This is a genomic window from Microbacterium sp. USHLN186 (assembly GCF_037145155.1).
GTDB lineage: Bacteria > Actinomycetota > Actinomycetes > Actinomycetales > Microbacteriaceae > Microbacterium.
The window spans coordinates 279843-301557 of sequence record NZ_JBBCYA010000002.1 but is presented as its reverse complement, the minus strand read 5'-3'; the positions used below and the strand labels follow the sequence as shown (position 1 = coordinate 301557).

Annotated in this window: 24 protein-coding genes, 1 tRNA gene and 1 other RNA gene; 12 read left to right on the top strand and 14 right to left on the bottom strand. The window is 69.8% G+C overall.

Features of this window, described 5'->3' with window-relative positions; genetic code table 11:
* Window positions 1–48 precede the first annotated feature (48 nt).
* The 3 genes from WFG93_RS05455 to WFG93_RS05445 are packed head-to-tail and all read left to right on the top strand — an operon-like array spanning window position 49 to window position 2568.
* Window positions 49–843 carry an IclR family transcriptional regulator gene (locus tag WFG93_RS05455; protein WP_336645311.1) on the top strand — a complete coding sequence of 265 codons (795 nt, stop codon included), beginning with the start codon at window positions 49–51 and terminating at the stop codon, window positions 841–843.
* A 34-nt stretch (window positions 844–877) separates the two neighbouring features.
* Complete coding sequence (locus WFG93_RS05450; RefSeq protein WP_336645310.1) at window positions 878–1345, top strand: MarR family winged helix-turn-helix transcriptional regulator; 468 nt, start codon at window positions 878–880, stop codon at window positions 1343–1345.
* A complete protein-coding gene (locus WFG93_RS05445; RefSeq protein WP_336645309.1) occupies window positions 1342–2568 on the top strand; it encodes an MFS transporter in 1227 nt (408 codons plus the stop codon). Before WFG93_RS05450 ends, WFG93_RS05445 begins: the two co-directional genes overlap by 4 nt.
* 45 nt (window positions 2569–2613) lie before the next feature.
* On the opposite strand, the gene WFG93_RS05440 is transcribed toward WFG93_RS05445, so the two are convergent.
* A complete protein-coding gene (locus WFG93_RS05440) occupies window positions 2614–3096 on the bottom strand; it encodes a hypothetical protein (RefSeq protein WP_336645308.1) in 483 nt (160 codons plus the stop codon).
* A 112-nt stretch (window positions 3097–3208) separates the two neighbouring features.
* On the opposite strand from WFG93_RS05440, the gene WFG93_RS05435 reads away from it, so the two are divergent.
* From WFG93_RS05435 to WFG93_RS05410, 6 genes are all read left to right on the top strand, one after another.
* Complete coding sequence (locus tag WFG93_RS05435; RefSeq protein WP_336645307.1) at window positions 3209–4345, top strand: LOG family protein; 1137 nt, start codon at window positions 3209–3211, stop codon at window positions 4343–4345.
* 115 nt (window positions 4346–4460) lie between these two features.
* A tRNA-Lys gene (locus WFG93_RS05430) sits at window positions 4461–4533 on the top strand.
* Between the two features lie 178 nt (window positions 4534–4711).
* Window positions 4712–4882: a hypothetical protein gene (locus WFG93_RS05425; protein WP_336645306.1), complete on the top strand. Its 171-nt coding sequence runs from the start codon at window positions 4712–4714 to the stop codon at window positions 4880–4882.
* 43 nt (window positions 4883–4925) lie between these two features.
* Entirely contained in the window at window positions 4926–5267 is a 342-nt protein-coding gene (locus WFG93_RS05420) for a hypothetical protein (protein ID WP_336645305.1), read from the top strand.
* A gap of 229 nt (window positions 5268–5496) precedes the next feature.
* Window positions 5497–6306, top strand: a complete 810-nt coding sequence (locus WFG93_RS05415; protein WP_336645304.1) for an inositol monophosphatase family protein — start codon at window positions 5497–5499, stop codon at window positions 6304–6306.
* Window positions 6307–6341: 35 nt separating this feature from the next.
* Window positions 6342–6926 (top strand): hypothetical protein, encoded by a 585-nt coding sequence (locus tag WFG93_RS05410; protein WP_336645303.1) that lies wholly within the window; start codon window positions 6342–6344, stop codon window positions 6924–6926.
* A gap of 51 nt (window positions 6927–6977) precedes the next feature.
* Here the strand turns inward: WFG93_RS05410 and WFG93_RS05405 are convergent, their stop codons facing one another.
* Window positions 6978–7175, bottom strand: a complete 198-nt coding sequence (locus WFG93_RS05405; protein ID WP_336645302.1) for a hypothetical protein — start codon at window positions 7173–7175, stop codon at window positions 6978–6980.
* A gap of 103 nt (window positions 7176–7278) precedes the next feature.
* Here WFG93_RS05405 and WFG93_RS05400 point away from each other — a divergent pair, with 103 nt between their 5' ends.
* Entirely contained in the window at window positions 7279–7890 is a 612-nt protein-coding gene (locus WFG93_RS05400; protein WP_336645301.1) for a TetR/AcrR family transcriptional regulator, read from the top strand.
* Here the strand turns inward: WFG93_RS05400 and ptsP are convergent.
* The 4 genes from ptsP to ssrA form a co-directional block, all read right to left on the bottom strand.
* Window positions 7853–10357: a phosphoenolpyruvate--protein phosphotransferase gene (gene ptsP / locus WFG93_RS05395; protein ID WP_336645300.1), complete on the bottom strand. Its 2505-nt coding sequence runs from the start codon at window positions 10355–10357 to the stop codon at window positions 7853–7855. The genes WFG93_RS05400 and ptsP overlap by 38 nt on opposite strands.
* Complete coding sequence (dhaL, locus tag WFG93_RS05390; RefSeq protein ID WP_336645299.1) at window positions 10354–11010, bottom strand: dihydroxyacetone kinase subunit DhaL; 657 nt, start codon at window positions 11008–11010, stop codon at window positions 10354–10356. Before dhaL ends, ptsP begins: the two co-directional genes overlap by 4 nt.
* 71 nt (window positions 11011–11081) lie before the next feature.
* Window positions 11082–12074 (bottom strand): dihydroxyacetone kinase subunit DhaK, encoded by a 993-nt coding sequence (dhaK, locus tag WFG93_RS05385; RefSeq protein ID WP_336645298.1) that lies wholly within the window; start codon window positions 12072–12074, stop codon window positions 11082–11084.
* A 156-nt stretch (window positions 12075–12230) separates the two neighbouring features.
* Window positions 12231–12600: a transfer-messenger RNA gene (gene ssrA / locus WFG93_RS05380) on the bottom strand.
* 145 nt (window positions 12601–12745) lie between these two features.
* Here ssrA and WFG93_RS05375 point away from each other — a divergent pair.
* Window positions 12746–13396, top strand: a complete 651-nt coding sequence (locus WFG93_RS05375; protein WP_336645297.1) for an SIMPL domain-containing protein — start codon at window positions 12746–12748, stop codon at window positions 13394–13396.
* Between the two features lie 23 nt (window positions 13397–13419).
* On the opposite strand, the gene hflX is transcribed toward WFG93_RS05375, so the two are convergent.
* Window positions 13420–14928: a GTPase HflX gene (gene hflX, locus WFG93_RS05370; RefSeq protein ID WP_336645296.1), complete on the bottom strand. Its 1509-nt coding sequence runs from the start codon at window positions 14926–14928 to the stop codon at window positions 13420–13422.
* Window positions 14929–14999: 71 nt separating this feature from the next.
* Here hflX and WFG93_RS05365 point away from each other — a divergent pair, with 71 nt between their 5' ends.
* Complete coding sequence (locus WFG93_RS05365) at window positions 15000–15644, top strand: class I SAM-dependent methyltransferase (protein WP_336645295.1); 645 nt, start codon at window positions 15000–15002, stop codon at window positions 15642–15644.
* A gap of 10 nt (window positions 15645–15654) precedes the next feature.
* Here WFG93_RS05365 and dapF read toward each other — a convergent pair whose 3' ends face one another.
* The 7 genes from dapF to WFG93_RS05330 form a co-directional block, all read right to left on the bottom strand.
* On the bottom strand, window positions 15655–16527 hold the full coding sequence (dapF, locus tag WFG93_RS05360) for a diaminopimelate epimerase (RefSeq protein WP_336645294.1): 873 nt from the start codon (window positions 16525–16527) through the stop codon (window positions 15655–15657).
* 67 nt (window positions 16528–16594) lie between these two features.
* Window positions 16595–17485 carry a tRNA (adenosine(37)-N6)-dimethylallyltransferase MiaA gene (miaA, locus tag WFG93_RS05355; protein ID WP_336645293.1) on the bottom strand — a complete coding sequence of 297 codons (891 nt, stop codon included), beginning with the start codon at window positions 17483–17485 and terminating at the stop codon, window positions 16595–16597.
* Between the two features lie 41 nt (window positions 17486–17526).
* A complete protein-coding gene (miaB, locus tag WFG93_RS05350) occupies window positions 17527–19083 on the bottom strand; it encodes a tRNA (N6-isopentenyl adenosine(37)-C2)-methylthiotransferase MiaB (RefSeq protein ID WP_336645292.1) in 1557 nt (518 codons plus the stop codon).
* A gap of 64 nt (window positions 19084–19147) precedes the next feature.
* Window positions 19148–19831 carry a regulatory protein RecX gene (locus WFG93_RS05345; protein ID WP_336645291.1) on the bottom strand — a complete coding sequence of 228 codons (684 nt, stop codon included), beginning with the start codon at window positions 19829–19831 and terminating at the stop codon, window positions 19148–19150.
* Between the two features lie 6 nt (window positions 19832–19837).
* On the bottom strand, window positions 19838–20887 hold the full coding sequence (recA, locus tag WFG93_RS05340) for a recombinase RecA (RefSeq protein ID WP_336645290.1): 1050 nt from the start codon (window positions 20885–20887) through the stop codon (window positions 19838–19840).
* 245 nt (window positions 20888–21132) lie between these two features.
* Window positions 21133–21354: a DUF3046 domain-containing protein gene (locus WFG93_RS05335; RefSeq protein ID WP_336645289.1), complete on the bottom strand. Its 222-nt coding sequence runs from the start codon at window positions 21352–21354 to the stop codon at window positions 21133–21135.
* 16 nt (window positions 21355–21370) lie between these two features.
* Window positions 21371–21679: a helix-turn-helix domain-containing protein gene (locus WFG93_RS05330; RefSeq protein WP_336645288.1), complete on the bottom strand. Its 309-nt coding sequence runs from the start codon at window positions 21677–21679 to the stop codon at window positions 21371–21373.
* Window positions 21680–21715 lie beyond the last annotated feature (36 nt).

The following is a 21715-nucleotide window of genomic DNA, read 5'->3' as shown; positions in this document are numbered from 1 at the left end:
CAAGGCGGCGCTTGCGATGTGGTCGGCAAGGCGACTAGCGTCCACGATGTGGAACAGCACTCCAGCGGCAGACGATCCGTCCCCGGCGCCCAGGCGGTGGCCAGAGCGGCGGCGCTGCTGCGCCTGGTCTCGTCGTCGCCGGATGGTGCGACGCTGCAGTCCCTGGCACGGGATGCCGGCCTCAGCCGCTCCACCGCCCATCGGCTCCTGACCGCGCTGCGGGTGGAGGGCCTGGTCGACCAGGACGCCGCCACCGCCCGCTGGATGCCAGGGCCGGAGCTCTATCTGATGGGAACGGTCGCGGCGGCGCGCTACGACATCACCGAGCTCTCTCGCGACATCGTGCGTTCACTGGCGGTGAAGACCGAGGAGAGCGCGTTCCTCTCCACACGTCGCGCCGACGAGACCGTGTGCCTCATGCGGGAGGAGGGATCGTTTCCCATCCGCTCCTTCGTCCTCAGCGAGGGGGTGCGCTTCCCGCTCGGGGTGGCCAGTGCGGGTCTCGCGATCCTCGCCTTCCTGCCTGACCACGATGTGGATGCCTACCTGGAGCGGCATCCGGAGCTGGTCGAACGGTGGGGCGCCGCTCACGGCGAAGGGCCGCTGCGCCGCCGCCTGCGCGAGACGAAGGCGCACGGCTACTCGGTCAACCCGGGCCTGATCGTCGAGGGGTCGTGGGGCATGGCGGCGGCGGTGTTCGATCGCGAAGGCCGTCCGGAATGGGCGCTGAGCATCACCGGGGTGGAGTTCCGCTTCGCGCCCGATCGTCTGCCGCAGCTGGGTCGCACGCTGCTCTCCCACGCGCATCAGCTCTCCTCCCGGATCGCCGGCGCACGGCGCTAGCCGATTCTATACCAGGAGGTATATACTGTGGGGTATGCAAAAAGCCGAAGCCATCACTGCGATCGTGCTCGCCGCGCACGCGCTGGCGAGGGTCGCCGCACATGACGCGGGAAACGAGGCGCCGTCCGCGCAGTGGCGTGCGCTCAGCATCCTGAGCCAGCAGGGCGGCATGCGCCTGGGTGCCCTGGCGTCCGCATCGCGCACGACCCAGCCGGGCATGACCCGGCTGATCGGTTCGCTCGAGAAGGCGGGTCTCGTGGAGCGCACGGCCGACCCGGCGGACTCGCGTGCCACGGTCGTGAACGCGACAGCCGCCGGCATCCGCGCGCTGCACGAGTGGCGCGCGGAGCTGGGCGCCACGCTCGCCCCGCGCTTCAGCGGGCTGAGCCGCGCGGATTGGGACGCGATGGAACGCGCCGCCGCCATCCTCGGCGAGCGCTCGCAGAGCACAGCCGACGACCCGACGACAGCAGACGAAACGACGACAGGAGCCAGCGAATGAGCGGAACACCACAGGGATCGGTCTGGCGACAGCCCGCACAGGTCTGGGCGGTGGCGTTCGCCTGCGTCGTCGCGTTCATGGGCATCGGTCTGGTCGATCCGATCCTGCCCGCGATCGCGGATTCGCTGCAGGCCTCCCCCGTCGAGACCGAGCTGCTGTTCACCAGCTACCTGCTGGTGACCGGGCTCGCAATGCTCATCACCAGCTGGATCTCCAGCCGCATCGGGGCCAAGGCCACGCTGCTGGTGGGTCTCGGGCTGATCGTGATCTTCGCACTGCTGTGCGCGATGAGCGGCAGCGTCGACTGGGTGATCGGCTTCCGCGCCGGCTGGGGGCTGGGCAACGCGCTGTTCATCTCCACCGCCCTCGCCACTATCGTGGGCGCCGCGGCCGGGGGCAGCGGTGCCGCGATCGTGCTCTACGAGGCAGCCCTCGGTCTGGGTATCGCCGTGGGTCCGCTGCTGGGCGGGCTGCTGGGTGAGCTGAGCTGGCGCGGTCCGTTCTTCGGCGTCGTCGCCCTCATGGCGATCGGCTTCATCGCCGTGCTCGCACTCGTGCGCCCCGATGGCGAGCGCAGGGAGCCCATGCCGTTCTCCGCCCCGTTCCGCGCGCTTCGCCGGCCGGCACTCGCCGTGCTCGCCGTCGCCGCGCTGTTCTACAACATCGGCTTCTTCGTGCTTCTGGCGTTCTCGCCGTTTCCCCTCGGCTTCGGAGCCATGGGCATCGGCCTGACCTTCTTCGGATGGGGTGTGGCCCTCGCCGTCACGAGCGTCTGGGTGGCTCCCGCGCTGATGCGCCGCACCTCACGCACATCGGTCATCCTCGTCACGCTGCCGCTGCTCGCCGTCGATCTCATCGCCGCCGGTCTCGTGGTCGGCAATGCCGCCGCCCTCGTGGTGTGCATCGTCGTCGGCGGACTGCTGCTGGGTGTGATGAACACCGTGCTGACCGAGGCCGTGATGGAGGCAACCGACCTGCCCCGCTCGGTGGCATCGTCGGCGTACTCCGCAGTGCGCTTCCTCGGCGGGGCGATGGCTCCCCCGGTGGCCGCCGCCCTCGCGCACGCGTTCAGCGACACCGTCCCTTACCTGTTCGCCGCAGCGGCTGTGCTGATCGCCGCCCTGACGGTGCTGCTCGGCAGGCGCGCCCTGGCCCACATCGACGATCCGGCCCGCGGTGCGGCCGACGACGCAGCGGCTATCCTCGTCGGGGACGCCGCCTGACCGCCTCCGCGGCGCATCCTGCGGGTCGTCTGAGACACTGCCGGGCTACTCGACCATCAAGTCGTCGATTTCGAGGTCCTCGTCCAGCAGGCAGTAGATGATGAGGTCGGGGTATTCCTCGGGCGCGATGTAGAGCAGCGTCAGCCCGCCGTCGCCGAACACCACCACTCCGTCGAGGGCGATGTCCTCCTTCAGCGCCTCGAGCGCCTCCGCCAACTCGACCTCGTCGTCATCGTCTTCCACGGCTGCTTCGGCGAGCTCTTCGACCACCTCCTGCTCGCGGGCGTCGAGGATCTCCTCGGTGAGCCGGGCGAGCGCGTGCTGCACGGTCTGCTGCATGGTGTCGAGGTCGGGGAGGTCTTCACGTTCGACGGGCTCGTCGTCCTCGTCATCGTCTTCTTCGTCGTCATCGCGATCGAAGTCCTCATCGAATTCGTACTCGACGGTGATGCGGCGCCCCCCGGGAAGCTCGGCGGTCGCGGTGAGCGCGCCGTCCTCGTCGGTATCGATGTCGTCGAGATCGATCATGAGAGCTCCTCCGGTCGGCCACGTCTTCCCGGACATGTTCTCACCGCGGCGCGTGGGAGGGAAGAGCCGATCCGCGCATCGCAGGAGGTGGACGGTCGCCTAGTGTCGGAGGATGAGAAGAACGCGCGGCCGCGTCGTCGACATCGACTCGGTGGAGGACCTCGACCGGCGACTGGCGGCGGGCGCGCGCTCGCTCTCGGGATGGCGACTGCGCTCACTCGATCTCACCGGCCGCGGGCGGCAGCTGCGCGGTGTGGATGTATCGGGTGCCCTCTTCCTCGGCTGCACGCTCACCCTGGACGACGAGGTGTCGGTGCGCGCCCGCGGCGCCGTCGTGTTCCCCATGGTCCCCGACGTGCCGATCGACACCTTCCGCACCACGCTCTACACGCCCGACGAGCTCTACTCCGCCGCGGAGTCGGACGCCGCGGAGCCGGCCACCGCGGAGCCGGCTGAACCGGCTTCCTACACACGCAGCCTGGATGCCCGTGCCTACGCCTGGTCCCGCGAGCAGAGTTCGCGTGATGCCGCACTCGCGCAGGCCCTGCACGACCACAGCATCGGACTCGCCCTCGCGGACTGGATCGCCCGCCGGCGCCTCGTCGGCGTCATGGGCGGGCACGACATCCCCCGCGGGCGCCCGGAGTACGCGGACGGGGTCCTGCTCGGGCAGCGACTGTCGCGGAGCCTCACGGTCGCCACGGGCGGCGGCCCGGGTGCGATGGAGGCGGTCAATCTCGGCGGCCACCTCGCGCGGCAGGGCGACGATGCCCGGCACCGCGCGCTGGAAGTGCTCTCCGCCGTGCCGGATTTCATCCCGAGCATCGGCGCGTGGGCACGTGCGGCCTTCGCCGTGCGTGCGATGTTCCCCGACGGTGGGGAGTCGCTCGGCATCCCGACCTGGCACTACGGGCACGAGCCGCCCAACCCGTTCGCGAGCGCGATCGCGAAGTACTTCCGCAACGCCCAGCGCGAGGCAATCCTGCTCGAGGTGTGCCAGGCCGGCATCATCTTCCTCCCCGGTGCGGGCGGCACGGTGCAGGAGATCTTCCAGGACGCCTGCGAGAACTACTACGCCGACGAGTCGTCCGTGGCTCCGATGATCCTCGTCGGGAAGCAGTACTGGACGCAGCAGCATCCGGCCTGGCAGCTGCTGGCCTCCCTCGCTGCCGGGCGCCCGATGGAGCAGCACGTGCACCTCGTCGAGACCGTGCAGGAGGCAGCCGATCTCGTCCTCAGCGGCGGCTGAGCACCGCCGTCGACGCACGGAAGCGGGAGGACGCGCCCGACGTCCGCGGGCGATTTGGCGGCCACCGCACGCGCTGGTAATGTAATTCCTCGGCCGGGGATGCTTCCCGGGCCACGCACCTCTAGCTCAATCGGCAGAGCAACTGACTCTTAATCAGTGGGTTCAGGGTTCAAGTCCCTGGGGGTGCACGGACAAGCCCCGGTAGATCTCGCCATCTACCGGGGCTTCTCTGCATGCCCGGGCAGTGCGCAGCCTCGCCCGCGCGACACCTCATCGCACATTCATCGTCTAGATCTACGCCCTCCCGTTCTCGAGCGAATCGAGTACCCGTATCTATTGATGGTGGATGCGCGTAGCGTGAGGAACATGTGGACCGTCCTCGTTATCCTGCTCGTGGTTTGGGCTGTGCTGTCGGTCGTCGGTTTCGCGATCAAGGGCCTCTTCTGGCTGGCGGTCATCGGAATCATCCTGTTCGTCGGGACAGTAGTCTTCGGGCTCGTGAGGAACCACGGCCGCAAGGGCCGGCAACGTCCCTGAGCACGCCCGCCTGCTCTTGGCGGGTACGAACAAGGAGCACGTCATGTCCGTTGGAGACCACATCAAGGCGGCGTCCGAGGGCGCCTCTCATCTCTCTCAACGAGTGGTCGACGCCAACGACGCTGAGCACCGCCAGGAAGCAGACAAAGCAGCTGCGGATGCGGAGGAGCAGGACGCGGCCGAGCACTGGGCGGACGACGGGGGCAATGAGTCGCGGCCGGTCGATCGCTCAGATCGCGAGAAGAGGTGGGCGAAAGCGACGGGGCGCCACTGGCATCCGTACGAGGCGACGCCGGAGACGCAAGAGCGAGCGGCCGACGAGGGCTGGTCGCGGCCGCTGAAACCGGACCATATTCCGAGTCAAGCGCCAGACGATCGCAGCTGAACGCATCACCTCTCTTGCTCGGCGACAAGGGGGGATCCCGGCGTAGTCGTTCAGCGTCCGCACCCGGAGCGGGTTCCGGATCCCCGGTGTCGGGCGTGGGTGCACGGATCAGCCTCGAGGACTCTCGTCGGTCTCCGGGGCTCTTCTGCTTCCGGCCGGGTCCGGTTTCGTGTCTGTACCGATATGCCCGAGGCCGTTCCTGCACCAAGGCCCGGATTATCCTGGATAGGTGACCGACAGCCGCGCCGACACCGATCTGGATGCCGACCTCGCGCTTGCGCTCCGCCTCGCGGATGCCGCCGACGCGCAGTCGCTGTCCCGCTTCGACGCGGCCGACCTGCAGGTCTCCCGCAAGGCGGACCGCTCGCATGTCACCGATGCCGACCTCGCCACCGAACGCGCCATCCGCGCGCTGCTGACCGAGGAGCGCCCCCACGACGGGATCTTCGGCGAAGAGTACGGCGCCGCCGGCGACACGCACCGGCAGTGGATCATCGACCCGATCGACGGCACCGCGAACTTCCTTCGCGGGGTACCGCTGTGGGGCACGATGATCGCCCTCGCCGTCGACGGCGTCCCCCACGTCGGCGTGGTCAGCATGCCGGCGCTGAAGCGACGGTGGTGGGCAGCGGCCGGCCACGGCGCCTGGACGAACACCGTCGACGCGCCCCGCCGGCTGCACGTGTCGGACGTCGCCTCCCTCGACGACGCCAGCGTGAGCTTCCAGAGCATCGCGCAGTGGGCGGATGCCGGACAGCTCCCGCAGCTATTGGCGCTCGCCGACCGGGTCTGGCGCGACCGCGCCTACGGTGACGTGTACAGCTACATGCTGCTGGCCGAGGGCCGCATCGACATGGTCGCCGAATTCGACGTCAAAGAATACGACATCGCCGCAGCCGTGGCGATCGTCCGAGAAGCCGGCGGTCGCATGACCGCCTTCGACGGTTCCGAGACCCTGTCGGCGCTGTCCACGCTCGCCACGAACGGCATCCTGCACGACACCTTCCTGTCCCTGTTCCGCGACGCACAGCGCCCCTGACAGCCGCCCCGTCGCGTTCCGTCCCCTCCGGATCCATGAGCCCCCGCATCCCTCTCCTCTTCAGTGCGCTCGCCGGCGCCCTGCTGCTGGTCTCCTGCTCCGCGCCCTCCCCTGGGCCGCAGACCGCCCAGCCGGCACCGACCGGCAGCCGGTCCACGACGGTGACCTCCACCAGCGGCCCCGTGGAACACAACACCCCGCGCCCGGACGCCGACCCCACGTGCGAGACGATCATCACCGCCGGAACCGTTGAGGCTCTCACGTCGCAGGGCTGGACCGTCAAGCAGCAGGAGCTGCGCATCGGCGACAACACCACAGGCCTCCTCGTCGAGGACGGCCTGCTGTGCATGTGGGCCGACTACAGCACGGCATCCGACCACGGGCAGATGTACGGCTGGGGGACGCTGGACGCGCGCACTGCGGATTCCGCCAAGGCGAACCTGCAGCGCGACGGCTGGCTGCGCTCGAGCAGGGGCGACGTCGTGTACTACACCGAGGACCCGGCCTACGCGATCTCGACCGATGAGGACGGCTTCGGCATGACGTATGAGTTCGGTGACGGCTGGGTGAAGTTCGCCGACACCAAACAGGGCCTGCTGCTCATCGAATGGGAGGGATGAGCGGGCAGACCCCGGATGCGACGGTGCCGCCCTCTGGGCGGCACCGGAAAGTCACTTCTGGCGCTGGTTCCAGTTGTCGGTGCGCCGCGTCGCGCTGCCGCGCTGTCGCATGACGTACGCCATCGCGAGGCTGACGAGGATGATGCCGCCGCTGAACGCGAGACCCTGAGCCGTGGGCATCTCCCAGGCGGCGCCGAAGAGCCAGATCCCGCCGAGGAACAGGACCATGAACACGATGAAATCGAACACGTCGACACCTTCCAGATCGTCGGATGACCTCTCCAGCTTAGCCGCCCGGGACCGCCGCGCCGATCCCCTCTCGCGGGAGCCCGGTCGCATTAGGGTGGGAGGCATGGTGAGGGGGAGCATGGATGCCGCGCGCCGCTCGCGTCGCGGGCGCCCCGGTCATGACCGAGCCGACGTGATCCGCGCCGGCGTGCAGCTGTTCAACGAACAGGGCTACGACGCGACCTCGGTCTCGGACCTCACCGCTCGACTGGGGGTGACGAAGTCCGCGCTGTACCATCACGTCGACTCCAAAGAGCAGATCCTCGCGGTCGCCCTGGACGACGCACTGGGGGCTCTCGAGGATGCCCTGGCCACCGCCCTCGCGCACCCGACCGCGCAGGCCCGCCTCAGCGCGATCATCGACGGTGCGGTGCGGGTGCTCGCCGAGCGTCAGCCCGAGGTGACCCTGCTGCTGCGTCTGCGCGGCAACAGCGCGCTCGAGCTCGCTGCTCTCGAGAGACGACGACGCTTCGACCATGCCGTCACCGAGCTCGTGCGTGCGGCACAGGAGCAGAAGCTGGTGCGGACGGATCTGGATGCCGGTGTCGCGACGCGTCTGATCTTCGGAATGATCAACTCGGTCGTGGAGTGGTATCGGCCGGAGGGCCCGGTCGATCCGCGTTCTCTGGCCGTGTCGATCAATGCGGTGGCACTGGAGGGTCTGCGTCCGCGCTGACCAGCTCCGCAGCCGCGAGCGCTCGGGCCTGCTCGGCCGTATCGGCGTGCAGCACCGCCGCTGCCGCTCGACGGCACTGCTCGGTGGATACCGAGCGCAGAGTCTGCGCCACGGGCCCCAGCGCGCGCGGCGTCATCGACAGGCTCGTCGCGCCGAGGCCGACCAGGACGGGGGCGAGCGCCGGGTCGCCCCCGGCTTCCCCACACACCCCGACATCGCGGCCCGTACGGCGCCCCGCCTCCCCGATGCGCCCGATGAGCCGCAGCACGGCCGGCTGCCAGGGGTCGTTCAACTCGCCGAGCTCGCCGAGCTGGCGATCCGCGGCCAGGGTGTACTGAGTGAGGTCGTTCGTGCCGATACTGACGAAGTCGGCGACGCGCAGGATCTCGTCTGCCATGATCGCCGCGGCGGGCGTCTCGATCATCACCCCCACCCGATCCAGGCCAGCCGCGCGGGCCTGGGCGACGAACGCCTCGGTCTCCTCGATCGTCGAGACCATCGGCGCCATCACCTCCACGTGCGCGGACTCCGCCTGCGCGGCGAGCGCGAGTGCCTCCAGCTGCGTGACGAGCAGCTGCGGCGCTCGGCGGGAGATGCGCAGCCCGCGCACGCCGAGGGCGGGATTCTCCTCCGTTTGGGAAGAGACGAACGGCAAGGGCTTGTCGCTGCCGGCGTCGAGGGTGCGCACGACGACCGTCCGTCCGGAGAACGGCGCCAGCACCTCACGGTATGCGCGCACCTGCTCCGCCACCTCCGGCGCGTCGCTCCGATTCAGGAAGCAGAACTCGGTGCGGAACAGGCCGATTCCCTCGGCACGGGCCTCCGCCGCCGCGCGCGCCTCTACGCCGCTGCCAACATTCGCCCGCAGCGGCACGCGGAGACCGTCCGCGAGCCGCCCGCCCCCGTCGAACTCGGCAGGGCCGTCGGCCACGACCGCGAGGGCGAGGCGCTCGGGAGTCGGGTCGATCTCGATCCGCCCCGATCCGCCGTCGACGAGCGCCATGCGCCCCTCCGGCACACGGGTGGCGCCGGGGACGGCGACCACAGCCGGCAGACCGAGCGCACGCGCGATGATCGCGGTGTGTGAGGTGGGCCCACCCCGCTCGGTGATCAGCGCCACACACCCGCTTCCGCCCAGCGCGGCGGTGTCCGCAGGCGCGAGATCCTCGGCGACCAGCACGAACGGGGCGTCCCCGCGGGGCACCCGCATCGACGCCGCGGCGTCGTGTCGCCAGTCGTCGCCGGCGGCGCCCTGCAGCAGCGCGATCATCCGGTCGCGCACATCCCGCACGTCCGTCGCGCGCTCGGCGGCGCGGCCGCCAAGTGCCTCCAGAGCGTGGATGCTGGATGCGCTCGCCTCGTAGACCGCCCGCGCGGCGCTCACGCCGTCGCTGGTCACCCGTTGTGCTGCGTCGTCCTGCAGCTCCGGGTCGGCGGCCATCAACGCAGCCGCTTCGAGGATGTCGCGGGTCTCGCCGTCGGCGTCTCGCGCCTGCCGACGGAACTCCTCAGCGACCGTGCCGGCTGCGTCGCCGATCCGGGCCGCCTCCGCTGCGCGGGAGTCCGCGAGAACAGCCTCGCCGGCGGCGGGTTCGACGCTGCGCGCGCGCAGATGCACGATCGGCCCGGCCGCTCGTCCGGCGCTCACGCCCCGACCGTGCAGGACGGAGCCGTCCTCCCCGTCCGACGGGTCGCCGCCCCGCTCCGGGGAGTCGTCGGCAGGTGCGCTCGCTACGCTGCCCTCGCCGAACCCATCGTCGAAGAGCGCACTGAGCCGGTCCAGCACCCCGACGGCGTTCTCGCCCTCCGCGATCAGCTCGACCTCGTCTCCCGCGCGCACCCCGAGTGCGAGCAGGCGCGAAAGACTCGCGGCGGAGGCATCCGGTCCGGCAGGCAGCCGGCGCAGCCGCACATCGGCTCCCGCCGCCGCCTCGGCGAGGAGGGCGGCCGGGCGAGCGTGCAGTCCCAAGGCGTTGCGGACGCGCACCACTCTGCGCTGAGCGGCCCCGCTGACATCGCTCGCCTCACCGGCCGCGACGGCCTCCTCCGCCGGCTGCAGCTGCGCGGTCTTGGCATCCAGCGCCCGCAGGGCTTCTTCGGCGACTGCATCGAGCGATCCGCCTGCCCCTGCCGCGACGACGGCGCCGAGCAGACCCTCCACGAACGGCGCAGCCACCAGGCGCACGGGCACATCGCTCAGGCGCAGTTCGAGGGCGAGCTCAGCGCTGAGCACGGCGGAGCCGAGATCCATCAGGATCAGAACCCCCTCGCTGCGTTCGGACAGCTCATCGATCGCCTGGGCGACAGCCGTCGCGTCGGTTCCGAGCACCGGCATGCCGGAGTCGTCCACTCCGGCACCGGCCGCCACCCGCACGGGGACGGCGTCGCCGGGCATCATCTGGGTGGCCAGCTCCAGTGCGGCATCACCGAGCCGCGCGCTGTGCGAGACCGCGACGATGCCGATCATGCCGCGTCAGTCGCCGCGGCGAGGGCCGCAGACAGCGCGGCGAAGAGCAGAGCGGTGGACGCCGCCCCCGGATCGAGGTGCCCGGCGCTGCGCTCGCCGAGATAGCTGGCCCGCCCCTTCCGCGCGACCAGCGGCAGAGTCTCGTCCCGACCCTGCTCGGCGGCCGACGCAGCGGCGGCCACCGCCTCGCTCAGCTCGCCCCCTCCGGAGAGGCGGTCGTCGAGCGCATCGATCGCGGGGATCATCGCGTCGAGCATCGTCTTATCCCCCGCCTGCGCCTTCCCTCTGGCGATCACGCCGTCGAGCCCGGCCCGCAGGGCTGCTGCGAGTGCGGGACCGTCCAGTTCGGTCACGGCCCCCGCCGTCATCCCCATCCGCAGGAAGAACGTGCCGTAGAGCGGCCCGCTGGCGCCCCCGACCGAGCTCACCAACGTCATCCCGACCGCCTTGAGCACGGCGTCGGCTGTCGGGGCCGAGCCCTGCTCGGCGAGCTTCGCCACGACGGCATCCATGCCGCGGGCCATGTTGGCGCCATGATCGGCATCGCCGATGGCCGAATCCAGCTCTGTGAGCCAGTCGCGTCTGTTCGCGATCTGGTCGCGGAAGCGGGAGATCCAGTCGATCAGCGCGGTGGTGGGGACTGTGGTGTTCATCTCGCTCCTTCAAGCGTGTTCGAGGCGCGAGTCGGATGCTCGCGTGCGGGTCGACGAAAAGGCGGGGGCGATCACGCGCCCCAGCGCAGGCCGGGCGTCACCACCGGCGCATCCCACAGGCGCAGGATCTCATCGTCGGCCTTGAGGACGGTCACCGAGCAGCCCGCCATGTCGAGCGAGGTGATGTAGTTCCCGACCAGGTTCCGCACGATCTGCACGCCCGCCTTCTCGAGCAGCGCCGCGACCTCGGCGTACATGAGGTAGAGCTCGATCAGCGGTGTGGCGCCCATGCCGTTGAGCATGACGATCGCGGGCCCGGCGAAGTCGAGGTCGCCGAGGATGGGCTGCACCAGCTGCCGGGCGATGTCGGCGGCCGGCGCGAGCGGCTCACGATGCCGTCCCGGCTCACCGTGGATGCCGATCCCGATCTCCATCTGGTCGTCGGGCAGCTCGAAGGTCGGCTTCCCGGCGGCGGGAACCGTGCAGCTGGTCAGCGCCATGCCCATCGAACGCCCCTGCGCGTTGATCCGCTCGGCCAGAGCGGCGACCGCGGCGAGGTCCTGTCCCTCCTCGGCGGCCGCGCCGACGATCTTCTCCAGCAGCACGGTGAGACCGACCCCCCGGCGGCCCGCGGTGTAGAGCGAGTCCTGCACGGCGACATCGTCGTCGACGATGACGGCGCGCACCTCGGTGCCCTCCATCGATGCCAGCTCCGCCGCCATCTCGAAGTTCAGCACGTCACCGGTGTAGTTCTTCACGATGTGCAGCACTCCCGCCCCGCGATCGACCGCCTGGGTCGCCGCTTGCACGCGGTCAGGCGTCGGCGAGGTGAAGACCTCGCCGGCGACCGCCGCATCCAGCATCCCGACGCCGACGAACCCGCCGTGCAGCGGCTCGTGCCCGGACCCGCCGCCGGAGACGACCGCGACTTTCCCCTCGGCCTTCGGCGTCGAACGCGTGATCACGTGCGTCTCCAGGTCGACGGAGAGCTCGGGGTGCGCGGCGGCGACGCCTCGCAGCGACTCGACGAGAACGTCCTCCGGCCTGTTGATGAGCTTCTTCATCGTGCGATCTCCCTTGATCTCAGTCTGCGCGAAGAGCACCATGGTGCTCTCTGTCGAATATCCATCGCTTCGCGCCCCACGTCAATGTGTGCGCGCCGGACACCAGAAGAGGCCGCCCGAAAACGGACGACCTCTTCTGGTCACAGTGACAGCGGCTGGTGGAGCTGGGGGGAATCGAACCCCCGTCCGACGCTGCTCATCCACGTCTTCTCCGGGCGCAGTCTGTGGAGGCGTTCTGCTCGGCTCCGACCTTTGTCACAGACACCTAAGTCGACGAGCCCAGTCTGGGAAGAGTCCCACGTGACGTCCAGACGCCGTCACGCAGCAAGACCCCTAGATGACGCCAGGGTCCGTATCGGGATCACATACGGTCTGACGGACTATCGGGCTCGCTTATGCAGCGAGGGCGAAGTCGTTGCGCTTGGATTCGGCAACTATTGGTTCGCAGGGAGCGTTCACGAGATAACCCTGCATCCTCGGCCCGCTTCTCGTCGATACACAGGCGCCGTCGAAACCGATCAGCCCCGTGGACCTTCTCGCGAAGGAGCCGCTGTCACACTGTGGAATTACCAGCGGGAGCAGGTGCTCCCGAGCATCACAGACTACAACGGATCCCGCGCGGATGCTATTCCGCACCAGCCCTGTCGGAGCGGTGCCGTACTCTCGCTCACATGAGCGAAGTCATCATCACCGTCCGCGGCGAGCACGAGCTGCGCGTCGCGCCCGAGCGCGCGACCATCCAGCTCTCGGTGTCGCTCGAGGGCCCCGACCGCGCGGAGGTCGTCGAACGCACCCTCGCCGCGGCGGCCCCGGTGCGCCAGGGCATCGAGGCCCGGAAGGCCGCGGGAAGCATCACCGAGTGGAGCAGCCAGCGGATGAGCGTGTACGCGCAGCGGCCGTGGAACAAGGACGGCCGCAAGCTCGCACCCGTGTACCGGGCGAGTGTCGACTTCACCACGACGTTCGCGGACTTCTCGGAGATGTCGCTCTGGGTGATTGAGATCTCGACCGACGACGGGCTGGCCATCGGATCGATCGACTGGCACCTCACCCCGGAGACCGAGCGCGAGGTCGAGCGGGAGGCCGCCACCCGGGCGGTCGGCGTCGCCGTGTCCCGTGCGCAGGCCTACGCCCAGGCGCTCGGACTGCAGAACGTCGCACCGCGGGAGATCTCCGACCAGGGCCTCATGTCCACCGAGCGCGCCGCTTTCATGCCCGTCGCCACGACCGGCGCCGGGATGGACTCGGCGATGGCCCTGGAGTTCCGGGGCGAGGAGATCACGGTCTCCGCGACCGTCGAGGGCCGCTTCTCGGCATCCTGAGTCGACGCCCCCACGTCGAACCCTCAGCGGGAGGTGAACGGGGCGAGCTCGGCCGCAAGGCGCTCTGAGACATGCGCGTGCACAGCCGTGCCGTGCTCCTGGTGCTCCGCCGACAGCAGGACGCCGCTCTCGTGCACGGCCGAGATCAGGTCCCCGCGATCGTACGGCACCAGAGCGTGCACTTCGACCGCCGGCATCGGCAGCATCCGCTCGATCGCCTCGCGCAACGCGTCGATGCCCTCGCCCGTGCGGGAGGAGACGAAGTGCGCGTCGGGTGCGAGCCCGCGCAGCACCAGCCGCTCGTCCTCGTCGATCAGGTCGGCCTTGTTGAAGACGACGATCTCGGGGATGTCCCGGCCGCCGACGTCGCCGATCACGTCGCGCACCGTCTGCAGCTGCGCGGAGGGGTCCGGATGCGAGCCGTCCACGACGTGCACCAGGAGATCCGCTTGGCCGACCTCCTCCAGCGTGGAGCGGAACGCCTCCACGAGCTGGTGCGGCAGGTTGCGCACGAAGCCGACCGTATCGGTGAGCGTGTAGACGCGGCCGTCAGCGGACTCCGCGCGGCGGACGGTGGCGTCCAAGGTCGCGAACAGGGCGTTCTCGACCAGCACGCCGGCGCTGGTCAGAGCGTTGAGCAGACTCGACTTTCCCGCGTTCGTGTATCCGGCGATCGCGACAGAGGGGATCGTGTTGCGCTTTCGCTCCGCGCGCTTCGCGTCGCGGGCGGGGGCGAAGTCGCGGATCTGCCTGCGCAGCTGCGCCATGCGGGTGCGGATGCGGCGGCGATCCAGTTCGATCTTCGTCTCACCGGGACCGCGCGAGCCCATTCCGGCGCCGCCCGCGCCGACCTGGCCACCGGCCTGGCGGCTCATCGACTCGCCCCAGCCGCGCAGGCGCGGCAGCAGATACTCGAGCTGAGCGAGCTCGACCTGCGCCTTGCCCTCGCGGCTCTTCGCGTGCTGGCTGAAGATGTCGAGGATCACCGTGGTGCGGTCGATGACCTTCACCTTCACGACGTCCTCGAGCGCGCGGCGCTGGCTGGCAGCCAATTCGGTGTCGGCGATGACCGTGTCGGCGCCGACGGTGGCGACGATGTCCTTGAGCTCCTGCGCCTTCCCGCGCCCGAGATAGGTCGCCGGATCCGGATGCGGGCGGCGCTGCAGCAGCCCGTCCAGCACGACCGCGCCGGCGGTCTCTGCCAGGGCGGCCAGCTCGCGCAGCGAGTTCTCGGCGTCGCTCTGCGCACCCTGCGGGTACACGCCCACCAGCACGACGTTCTCGAGTCGCAGCTGTCGGTACTCGACTTCGGTGACGTCCTCGAGCTCGGTGGACAGCCCCGCGACGCGCCGCAGCGCGTGCCGGTCCTCGAGGTCCCACTGCTCGCCGTCGGCGTCGGTGTGCGCCGCCGATCCGGCATCCTGAAGCGCCTGCGCCGCTCCGAACACGCGAGCGCGCGTGCGCGGCTCGGCGTTCGCCAGCACGCGATCGAGCGCGTCCTCGGTCATGTTCTCGTCGTCGATGTTCGTCATCCGGTGGTGAACTCTGTCCTCTCTGAAACGGCGCCTTAACCTTAGCCCTCGGTGTCCGGTACGCTCACTGCATGCCGTCCGATCATTACTTCAGTGCGGCCCCGGCGAGTGCCGAGAACCTCCGCACGATCACCGTCACCCTGGCCGGGCGATCGCACGAGGTGACCACCGCGGGCGGTGTGTTCAGCCCCGACCGTCTCGACACCGGTACGGCGGTGCTGTTCGCCAACATGGCTCCCCTGCCACCCAGCGGCGACTTCCTCGACCTCGGATGCGGCTGGGGGCCCATCAGCCTGACGATGGCGCTCAGCGCCCCACGCGCCACCGTCTGGGCCGTCGACGTGAACGAGCGGGCCTTGGATCTGACCCGTCGCAACGCCGAATCGCTCGGCCTCACCAATGTCAACGCCGTCACACCCGACGATGTTCCCGACGAGGTTCGATTCACCACGATCCGCTCGAACCCGCCGATTCGCGTCGGCAAGACCGAACTGCACGGCATGCTCGAGCGCTGGGTCCCCCGCCTGGACGAGCGCAGCGACGCCTGGCTGGTCGTGCAGCGCAACCTCGGCTCGGACTCGCTGCAGCGCTGGATGTCGCAGGTCTTCGCGCCCGACTGCACCGTCACCCGCGCGGCGACCGGCAAGGGGTACCGCGTCCTCAGGGTCCGTCGGCACGGCAGTCCGCGCACCGAACCGGTCGTCCTGCCCGCGTGAGGCGTCGGTCTCAGACGAGGTCGATCTCGCCCCGATAGACGAGCTGCGCGGGTCCGGACAGCGCGACGTGCTCGCCGTCCTCTGCGGGGAACATCCGCACCCCCAGCACGCCGCCAGGCACCTCGACCCTCCACTGGTGCGGCGCACGCGAGCCCGCCCAATGCCGCACGGCCAGGGCGGTCGCCGCGACGCCGGTGCCGCAGCTGAGGGTCTCACCGACCCCGCGCTCGTGCACGCGCATGCGCACGTGTCCGACGCCGTCTCGCACCAGCGGCTCGCCGGGCACGACGAACTCGACGTTGGCCCCCTCGAGGGGCGCGGGGTCGAGTACCGGAGTGGGGTTGAGATCGAGCCCCGCCAGTTCGTCGTCGGAGGCCAGCGCGACCACGACGTGCGGGTTGCCGACGTCGATGCCGAGCCCTGGTCGCGGCACCGAGAGACCGGCCGCGCGCGCGAGCGGCTCGCCGCCGGTGCGCTTCCACCGGCCGAGGTCGACCTGGTATCCGTTCTCGGAGCGCATCACGTCTCGCACGCCCGATCTCGTGCCGATGGCGAGCGTCGAGCCGCTCTCGATCGCGGCGAGGCCGGCACGCACCAGGTAGTGCGCGAAGACGCGGATGCCGTTGCCGCACATCTCGGCGATAGACCCGTCGGCATTGCGGTAGTCCATGAACCACTCGGCGTCGGGCTCGTCGGCGAGAGCCGCCGCGCCCTCGGGCAGAGCGCGGGAGCGGACGACGCGAAGCACGCCGTCGGCCCCGACGCCGAAGTTCCGGTCGCACAGCGCCTGCACCTGGGCGACCGTGAGATCGAGCTCACCGTCGACGTCTTCGATGATCACGAAGTCGTTGCCGGTGCCGTGCCCCTTGGTGAATGCGACCATGCGAACAGTCTATTCGGGCTGCAGCGGGCGATTGCGGGGCGGGAAGCATGCCCTGACCGTCGCGCCCTCAACGTGGGTGCGTGACCAGCCCCGGCGCCGAGGCTGCGTCGAGCCACTCGATGTCCGGGTACCGCTTGAACCACGACACCTGCCGGCGGGCATAGCGTCTGGTCAGCGCCTGGGTCTCGGCGATCGCCTCGTCCTGAGTCATGTCGCCGCGCAGCTGGGCAAGCGCCTGCGCGTATCCGATCGCCCGCGAAGCGGTCACGCCGTGCTCGATTCCGTCGGCACGCAGGCCGGCGACCTCGTCGAGCATGCCGTCCTGCCACATCCGTTCCACGCGTCGGTCGAGACGCTCGACGAGCAGCTCTCGCGGGGTGTGCAGACCGATGATCCGGGTCACCGGATGCCACAGCTCCGGCTTCTCGGGCAGAGCCGCCCCATGCGTGACGCCGCCCTGCTCGATGACCTCGAGCGCGCGGACGATCCGCCGCCCGTTCTTCGGGTCGATCCGCGCCGCGGTCTGGGGATCGCGTGCGCGCAGCTGCTCGAGCAGCGCTGCGGGGCCGCGTTGGTCGAGCTCGGCCTCGAGGCGGGCCCGTACCGCCGCATCCCTGGGCGGGAAGCGGAAGTCGAAGATCACGCTCGAGACGTAGAGCCCGGATCCGCCCACCAGGATCGCATCCCCGCCGCGGGAGTGGATGGTGTCGATCGCCGCGCGGGCGATGGGCTGATACCAGGCGACGGCCGCCTCGTCGGTGACCTCGCAGACGTCGAACAGGTGATGCGGGATGCCGCGCCGCTCGGCGACGGTGAGCTTGGCCGTGCCGATGTCCATGCCGCGGTACAGCTGCATGGCATCGGCGTTGATGATCTCCGCGGGATTGCCGCGCGCACGCAGCTGCTCGGCGATCTGCAGAGCGAGCTCACTCTTGCCGGTGCCGGTGGCTCCGACCACCGCCCAGAGGCGCGGCGCGTCGGACCCTGCCGGGCTCCCGGTCAAGAGCCGGCGGGCCGCAGCGTGGGCAGACCCAGCGAGACGGCTCGCGGCGCGCCCTGTTCTCCCGCCGCCGGTGCAGGGACGCCGCAGGAGGCCGCCTGCGCGCGATCCCACGCGTCCCCGCCGCGGGTGCGGCGGATACGCAATGGCGCGCCGGTGGGGTCGTCCGCCAGCAGGTGGAACGGCGCGCCGTGAGTGATCTTCACGGTGACGACGTCGCCGGGGCGCGGCAGCGCGGGGCCCGGAGTCACCTCGAAGTGGACGAGCCGGTTGTCTTCGGCACGTCCGGTGAGGCGGTGTGTCGAGGCATCCTTCTTGCCCTCGCCCACCGACACGAGCACCTCGACCTCGCGGCCGACCTGCTTCTGGTTCTCCTCCAGCGAGATCCGCTCCTGCAGTGCGATGAGGCGCTCGTAGCGCTCCTGCACGACGTGCTTGGGCACCTGATCCTCCATGGTCGCGGCGGGCGTGCCCTCGCGGATGGAGTACTGGAAGGTGAAGGCGCCCGAGAAGCGGGACTGCTCGACGACGCGCATGGTGTCCTCGAAGTCCTCGTCGGTCTCACCCGGGAAGCCGACGATGATGTCGGTGGTGATCGCGGCGTGCGGGATACGCTCGCGCACGCGCTCGAGGATGCCGAGGTAGCGGGAGCTGCGGTACGAGCGGCGCATCGTCTTGAGGATGCGGTCGCTTCCCGACTGCAGCGGCATGTGCAGCTGCGGCATGACGTTGGGTGTCTCGGCCATCGCATCGATGACGTCATCGGTGAACGACGCCGGGTGCGGGCTCGTGAAGCGGATCCGCTCGAGTCCCTCGATCTCCCCTGCGGCGCGCAGCAGCTTGCTGAACGCCTGGCGGTCGCCGAACTCGACCCCGTACGAGTTGACGTTCTGGCCGAGCAGGGTCACCTCGATCGCGCCGTCCTCGACCAGCAGCCGGATCTCATTGAGGATGTCACCGGGGCGGCGGTCCTTCTCCTTGCCGCGCAGGCTCGGGACGATGCAGAACGTGCAGGTGTTGTTGCAGCCGACCGAGATCGACACCCAGCCGCTGTGCGCGGAATCCCGCTTGGTGGGCAGGGTGGACGGGAAGATCTCGAGCGCCTCGAGGATCTCGAGCTCGGCCTCGCCGTTGTGGCGGGCGCGCTCGAGCAGACCCGGAAGGGAGCCCATGTTGTGCGTGCCGAAGACGACGTCGACCCAGGGCGCCTTGTCGAGCACGGCCTGCTGGTCCATCTGGGCGAGGCAGCCGCCCACCGCGATCTGCATGCCCTCGTGCTTGTCTTTGCGGGACTTCAGGTGCCCGAGCGTGCCGTAGAGCTTTCCGGCCGCATTGTCGCGCACCGCGCAGGTGTTGATGATGACGATGTCCGGATCCTCGCCGGCGTCCGCGCGCACGTAGCCCGCGCTCTCCAGCGAGCCAGAGAGCCGCTCGGAGTCGTGCACGTTCATCTGGCAGCCGAAGGTGCGCACCTCGTAGGAGCGCCGGCGGCCGTCGGCGGTGATCGCGGCGTCGGAGGCCGCGATGATCGTCGGTTGGGAGGAGAGAGAAGACATGATCTGACCATTCTACGAGCCGCCGGACCGTCGGGTCCGGCGGCTCACAAGGGTGCGGGAACGGTCAATCGGAGTCGACGAAGCGCACGCCACTGGCCGGCCGTACGCCAGTGCGGCCGACGCCGGCTTCGCGCAGCGCCGTGCGCGCGGCGTCCATCGCCACGGATCCTCCGTAGCCGCGGCGTGCGAGCTGTCCGTGCAGTCGCCGCAGCGCCGTGTCCCAGTCCAGTCGGCTCATCCCCGATGCCTTGCTGCGCGCGAACTCGAGCGCCCGCTCGGCGTCATCGTCGGGGAGCTCGCCCAGCGCCTCGTCGACGATCTCTCGTGGAATCCCGCGCTGCGAGAGGGAGCGCGCCAGGGCGACACGGCCCTGTCCCTTGCGCTCGGTGCCCGAGGTGACCAGCAGTGAGGCGAGGGTGCGATCGTCGAGGTAGCCGCGCCGACAGAACTCGTCGAGCACGTCCTCGACGAGGTCGCGATCGAGTTCTGTCCCGCGCAGCACGGTACGCGCCTCTGCGAGGGACAGCTGCTTGGCGCGCAGCTTGCGCACCAGGATCTCCTCGGCACCGCGTCGCAGCGACTCCGCATCGGGTTCCTCCGACGCGGACTCATCGGACTCGGCTGCGTCGTCGAACCGCACACCGGCACGCGGGCCGCCGGTCGCCGCAGGATCCGTGCTGGAGCGGGCGGATCCTGCGGCGCCGAACAGCGGGATCACCGGTGCGAGGCCGTCATCGTCGGGCTGCATAGGAGATCACGCGGGGCGACGCTCGGCGAGCTCGTCGACGGATGCCTCCGCACCCGCCTTCACGCCGATGCCGAGCTTCTGCTTGATCTGCGACTCGATCGCCTGTGCGATGTCGTCGTTCTTGAGCAGGAAGTTGCGCGCATTCTCCTTGCCCTGACCGAGCTGGTCACCGTCGTAGGTGTACCACGACCCGGACTTCTTGACGATCCCGTGCTCGACTCCGAAGTCGATCAGGCTGCCCTCGCGGGAGATGCCGACGCCGTAGAGGATGTCGAACTCGGCCTGCTTGAAGGGCGGGGCCATCTTGTTCTTCACGACCTTGACGCGGGTACGGTTTCCGACCGCCTCGGTGCCGTCCTTGAGCGTCTCGATACGACGGATGTCCAGCCGGACCGAGGCGTAGAACTTCAGCGCCTTACCGCCCGCGGTGGTCTCGGGCGAGCCGAAGAACACGCCGATCTTCTCGCGCAGCTGGTTGATGAAGATCGCGGTGGTCTTAGTCTGGTTCAGCCCACCGGTGAGCTTTCGCAGCGCCTGCGACATCAGTCGCGCCTGCAGGCCGACGTGCGAGTCGCCCATCTCACCCTTGATCTCGGCCTCGGGCACGAGAGCTGCGACCGAGTCGATGACCACCAGGTCGATCGCGCCCGAGCGGATCAGCATGTCGGCGATCTCGAGCGCCTGCTCACCCGTGTCGGGCTGCGAGACCAGCAGCTGGTCGATGTCGACGCCGAGCTTGCGGGCGTACTCGGGGTCGAGCGCGTGCTCGGCGTCGATGAATGCGGCGATGCCCCCGGCACGCTGCGCGTTCGCGATGGCGTGCAGGGTCAGCGTCGTCTTACCGGAGGACTCCGGACCGTAGATCTCGATGATGCGCCCGCGGGGCAGACCTCCGATGCCGAGTGCGGCGTCGAGGGCGATCGATCCGGTCTGGATGACCTCGACGGGAGCGCGCTCGTCGCTGCCCAGCCGCATGATCGATCCCTTGCCGAACTGACGCTCGATGTGTGCGAGTGCGGAATCCAGGGCCTTCTCGCGGTCGTCGGTGGATGGCATGACGTGCTCCTCAATGTGTCGAAGTTCTGCCGCCTGTAGGCTGTCGCGGTCGCTCCGGATGGCGGGACTCTACGACAAGGCGTATGGCTCGGTGCCACATCCCTCACGCTAGGACCGACCACCGACATCGCTGCGGGGGAAGGACGATCTGTGGAGGAGATCGCGTCGAAACCAGTTGTGCAGAACATTACGCGCTCATCGAACACAACTTCGACGACACGCCGGTGATGGATCAGCGGAGGCGCTCAGCGCTCGCGCGGGTCGAGGCGGCCGACGCCGTATCGCCGGGCGGGCGGCACGTCGGCCTCGTCGCAGAGCGCGAGCCAGATCTCACGGGGCGGCACGCCCGCATCCAGTGCCTCTCGGGCGGTGCGCCCGAGGCCGCCGAGCACGAGGTCGTGCGTGAGGGACTCGGCGCGAGCGCCGAACTCGCCTTCGACGGCGCGCAGGAACTCGCTGCGTCTCATGCGGAGGACGGCCGGCTCAGCGCAAGGTGAGCTCGGGCTCGACCGCCGCGACGAGATCGTCGGGGACGACATCGGGGAACGGGCTCAGGCCCTCGAGCACGGAGATGCGCTCGCCGACCTCGCGCATGATGGTCGAGATGGGCACGTCCAGGGCCTCGGCCACAGACGCGAGGATCTCGCTGGAGGCCTCTTTCTGGCCGCGCTCCACTTCGCTCAGGTAGCCGAGCGCAACGGAGGCCTTGCTCGCCACCTGGCGCAGCGTGCGACCCTTCTGCAGGCGGAAGTCCCGCAGCACATCGCCGATCTCCTGTCTGACGAGGATCATAGGAACCTCCTCTCCTTCGTTCCGCCCGGAACCGCT

Excerpts from the sequence above, each read along its gene's own strand:
- WFG93_RS05450 (WP_336645310.1), top strand. The coding sequence starts at position 878 with ATGCAAAAAGCCGAAGCCATCACTGCGATCGTGCTCGCCGCGCACGCG.
- WFG93_RS05445 (WP_336645309.1), top strand. The coding sequence starts at position 1,342 with ATGAGCGGAACACCACAGGGATCGGTCTGGCGACAGCCCGCACAGGTC.
- WFG93_RS05440 (WP_336645308.1), bottom strand. The coding sequence starts at position 3,096 with ATGATCGATCTCGACGACATCGATACCGACGAGGACGGCGCGCTCACC.
- WFG93_RS05435 (WP_336645307.1), top strand. The coding sequence starts at position 3,209 with ATGAGAAGAACGCGCGGCCGCGTCGTCGACATCGACTCGGTGGAGGAC.
- WFG93_RS05425 (WP_336645306.1), top strand. The coding sequence starts at position 4,712 with ATGTGGACCGTCCTCGTTATCCTGCTCGTGGTTTGGGCTGTGCTGTCG.
- WFG93_RS05420 (WP_336645305.1), top strand. The coding sequence starts at position 4,926 with ATGTCCGTTGGAGACCACATCAAGGCGGCGTCCGAGGGCGCCTCTCAT.
- WFG93_RS05410 (WP_336645303.1), top strand. The coding sequence starts at position 6,342 with ATGAGCCCCCGCATCCCTCTCCTCTTCAGTGCGCTCGCCGGCGCCCTG.
- WFG93_RS05400 (WP_336645301.1), top strand. The coding sequence starts at position 7,279 with ATGGTGAGGGGGAGCATGGATGCCGCGCGCCGCTCGCGTCGCGGGCGC.
- ptsP (WP_336645300.1), bottom strand. The coding sequence starts at position 10,357 with ATGATCGGCATCGTCGCGGTCTCGCACAGCGCGCGGCTCGGTGATGCC.
- dhaL (WP_336645299.1), bottom strand. The coding sequence starts at position 11,010 with ATGAACACCACAGTCCCCACCACCGCGCTGATCGACTGGATCTCCCGC.
- dhaK (WP_336645298.1), bottom strand. The coding sequence starts at position 12,074 with ATGAAGAAGCTCATCAACAGGCCGGAGGACGTTCTCGTCGAGTCGCTG.
- WFG93_RS05375 (WP_336645297.1), top strand. The coding sequence starts at position 12,746 with ATGAGCGAAGTCATCATCACCGTCCGCGGCGAGCACGAGCTGCGCGTC.
- hflX (WP_336645296.1), bottom strand. The coding sequence starts at position 14,928 with ATGACGAACATCGACGACGAGAACATGACCGAGGACGCGCTCGATCGC.
- WFG93_RS05365 (WP_336645295.1), top strand. The coding sequence starts at position 15,000 with ATGCCGTCCGATCATTACTTCAGTGCGGCCCCGGCGAGTGCCGAGAAC.
- dapF (WP_336645294.1), bottom strand. The coding sequence starts at position 16,527 with ATGGTCGCATTCACCAAGGGGCACGGCACCGGCAACGACTTCGTGATC.
- miaB (WP_336645292.1), bottom strand. The coding sequence starts at position 19,083 with ATGTCTTCTCTCTCCTCCCAACCGACGATCATCGCGGCCTCCGACGCC.
- WFG93_RS05345 (WP_336645291.1), bottom strand. The coding sequence starts at position 19,831 with ATGCAGCCCGACGATGACGGCCTCGCACCGGTGATCCCGCTGTTCGGC.
- recA (WP_336645290.1), bottom strand. The coding sequence starts at position 20,887 with ATGCCATCCACCGACGACCGCGAGAAGGCCCTGGATTCCGCACTCGCA.
- WFG93_RS05335 (WP_336645289.1), bottom strand. The coding sequence starts at position 21,354 with ATGAGACGCAGCGAGTTCCTGCGCGCCGTCGAAGGCGAGTTCGGCGCT.
- WFG93_RS05330 (WP_336645288.1), bottom strand. The coding sequence starts at position 21,679 with ATGATCCTCGTCAGACAGGAGATCGGCGATGTGCTGCGGGACTTCCGC.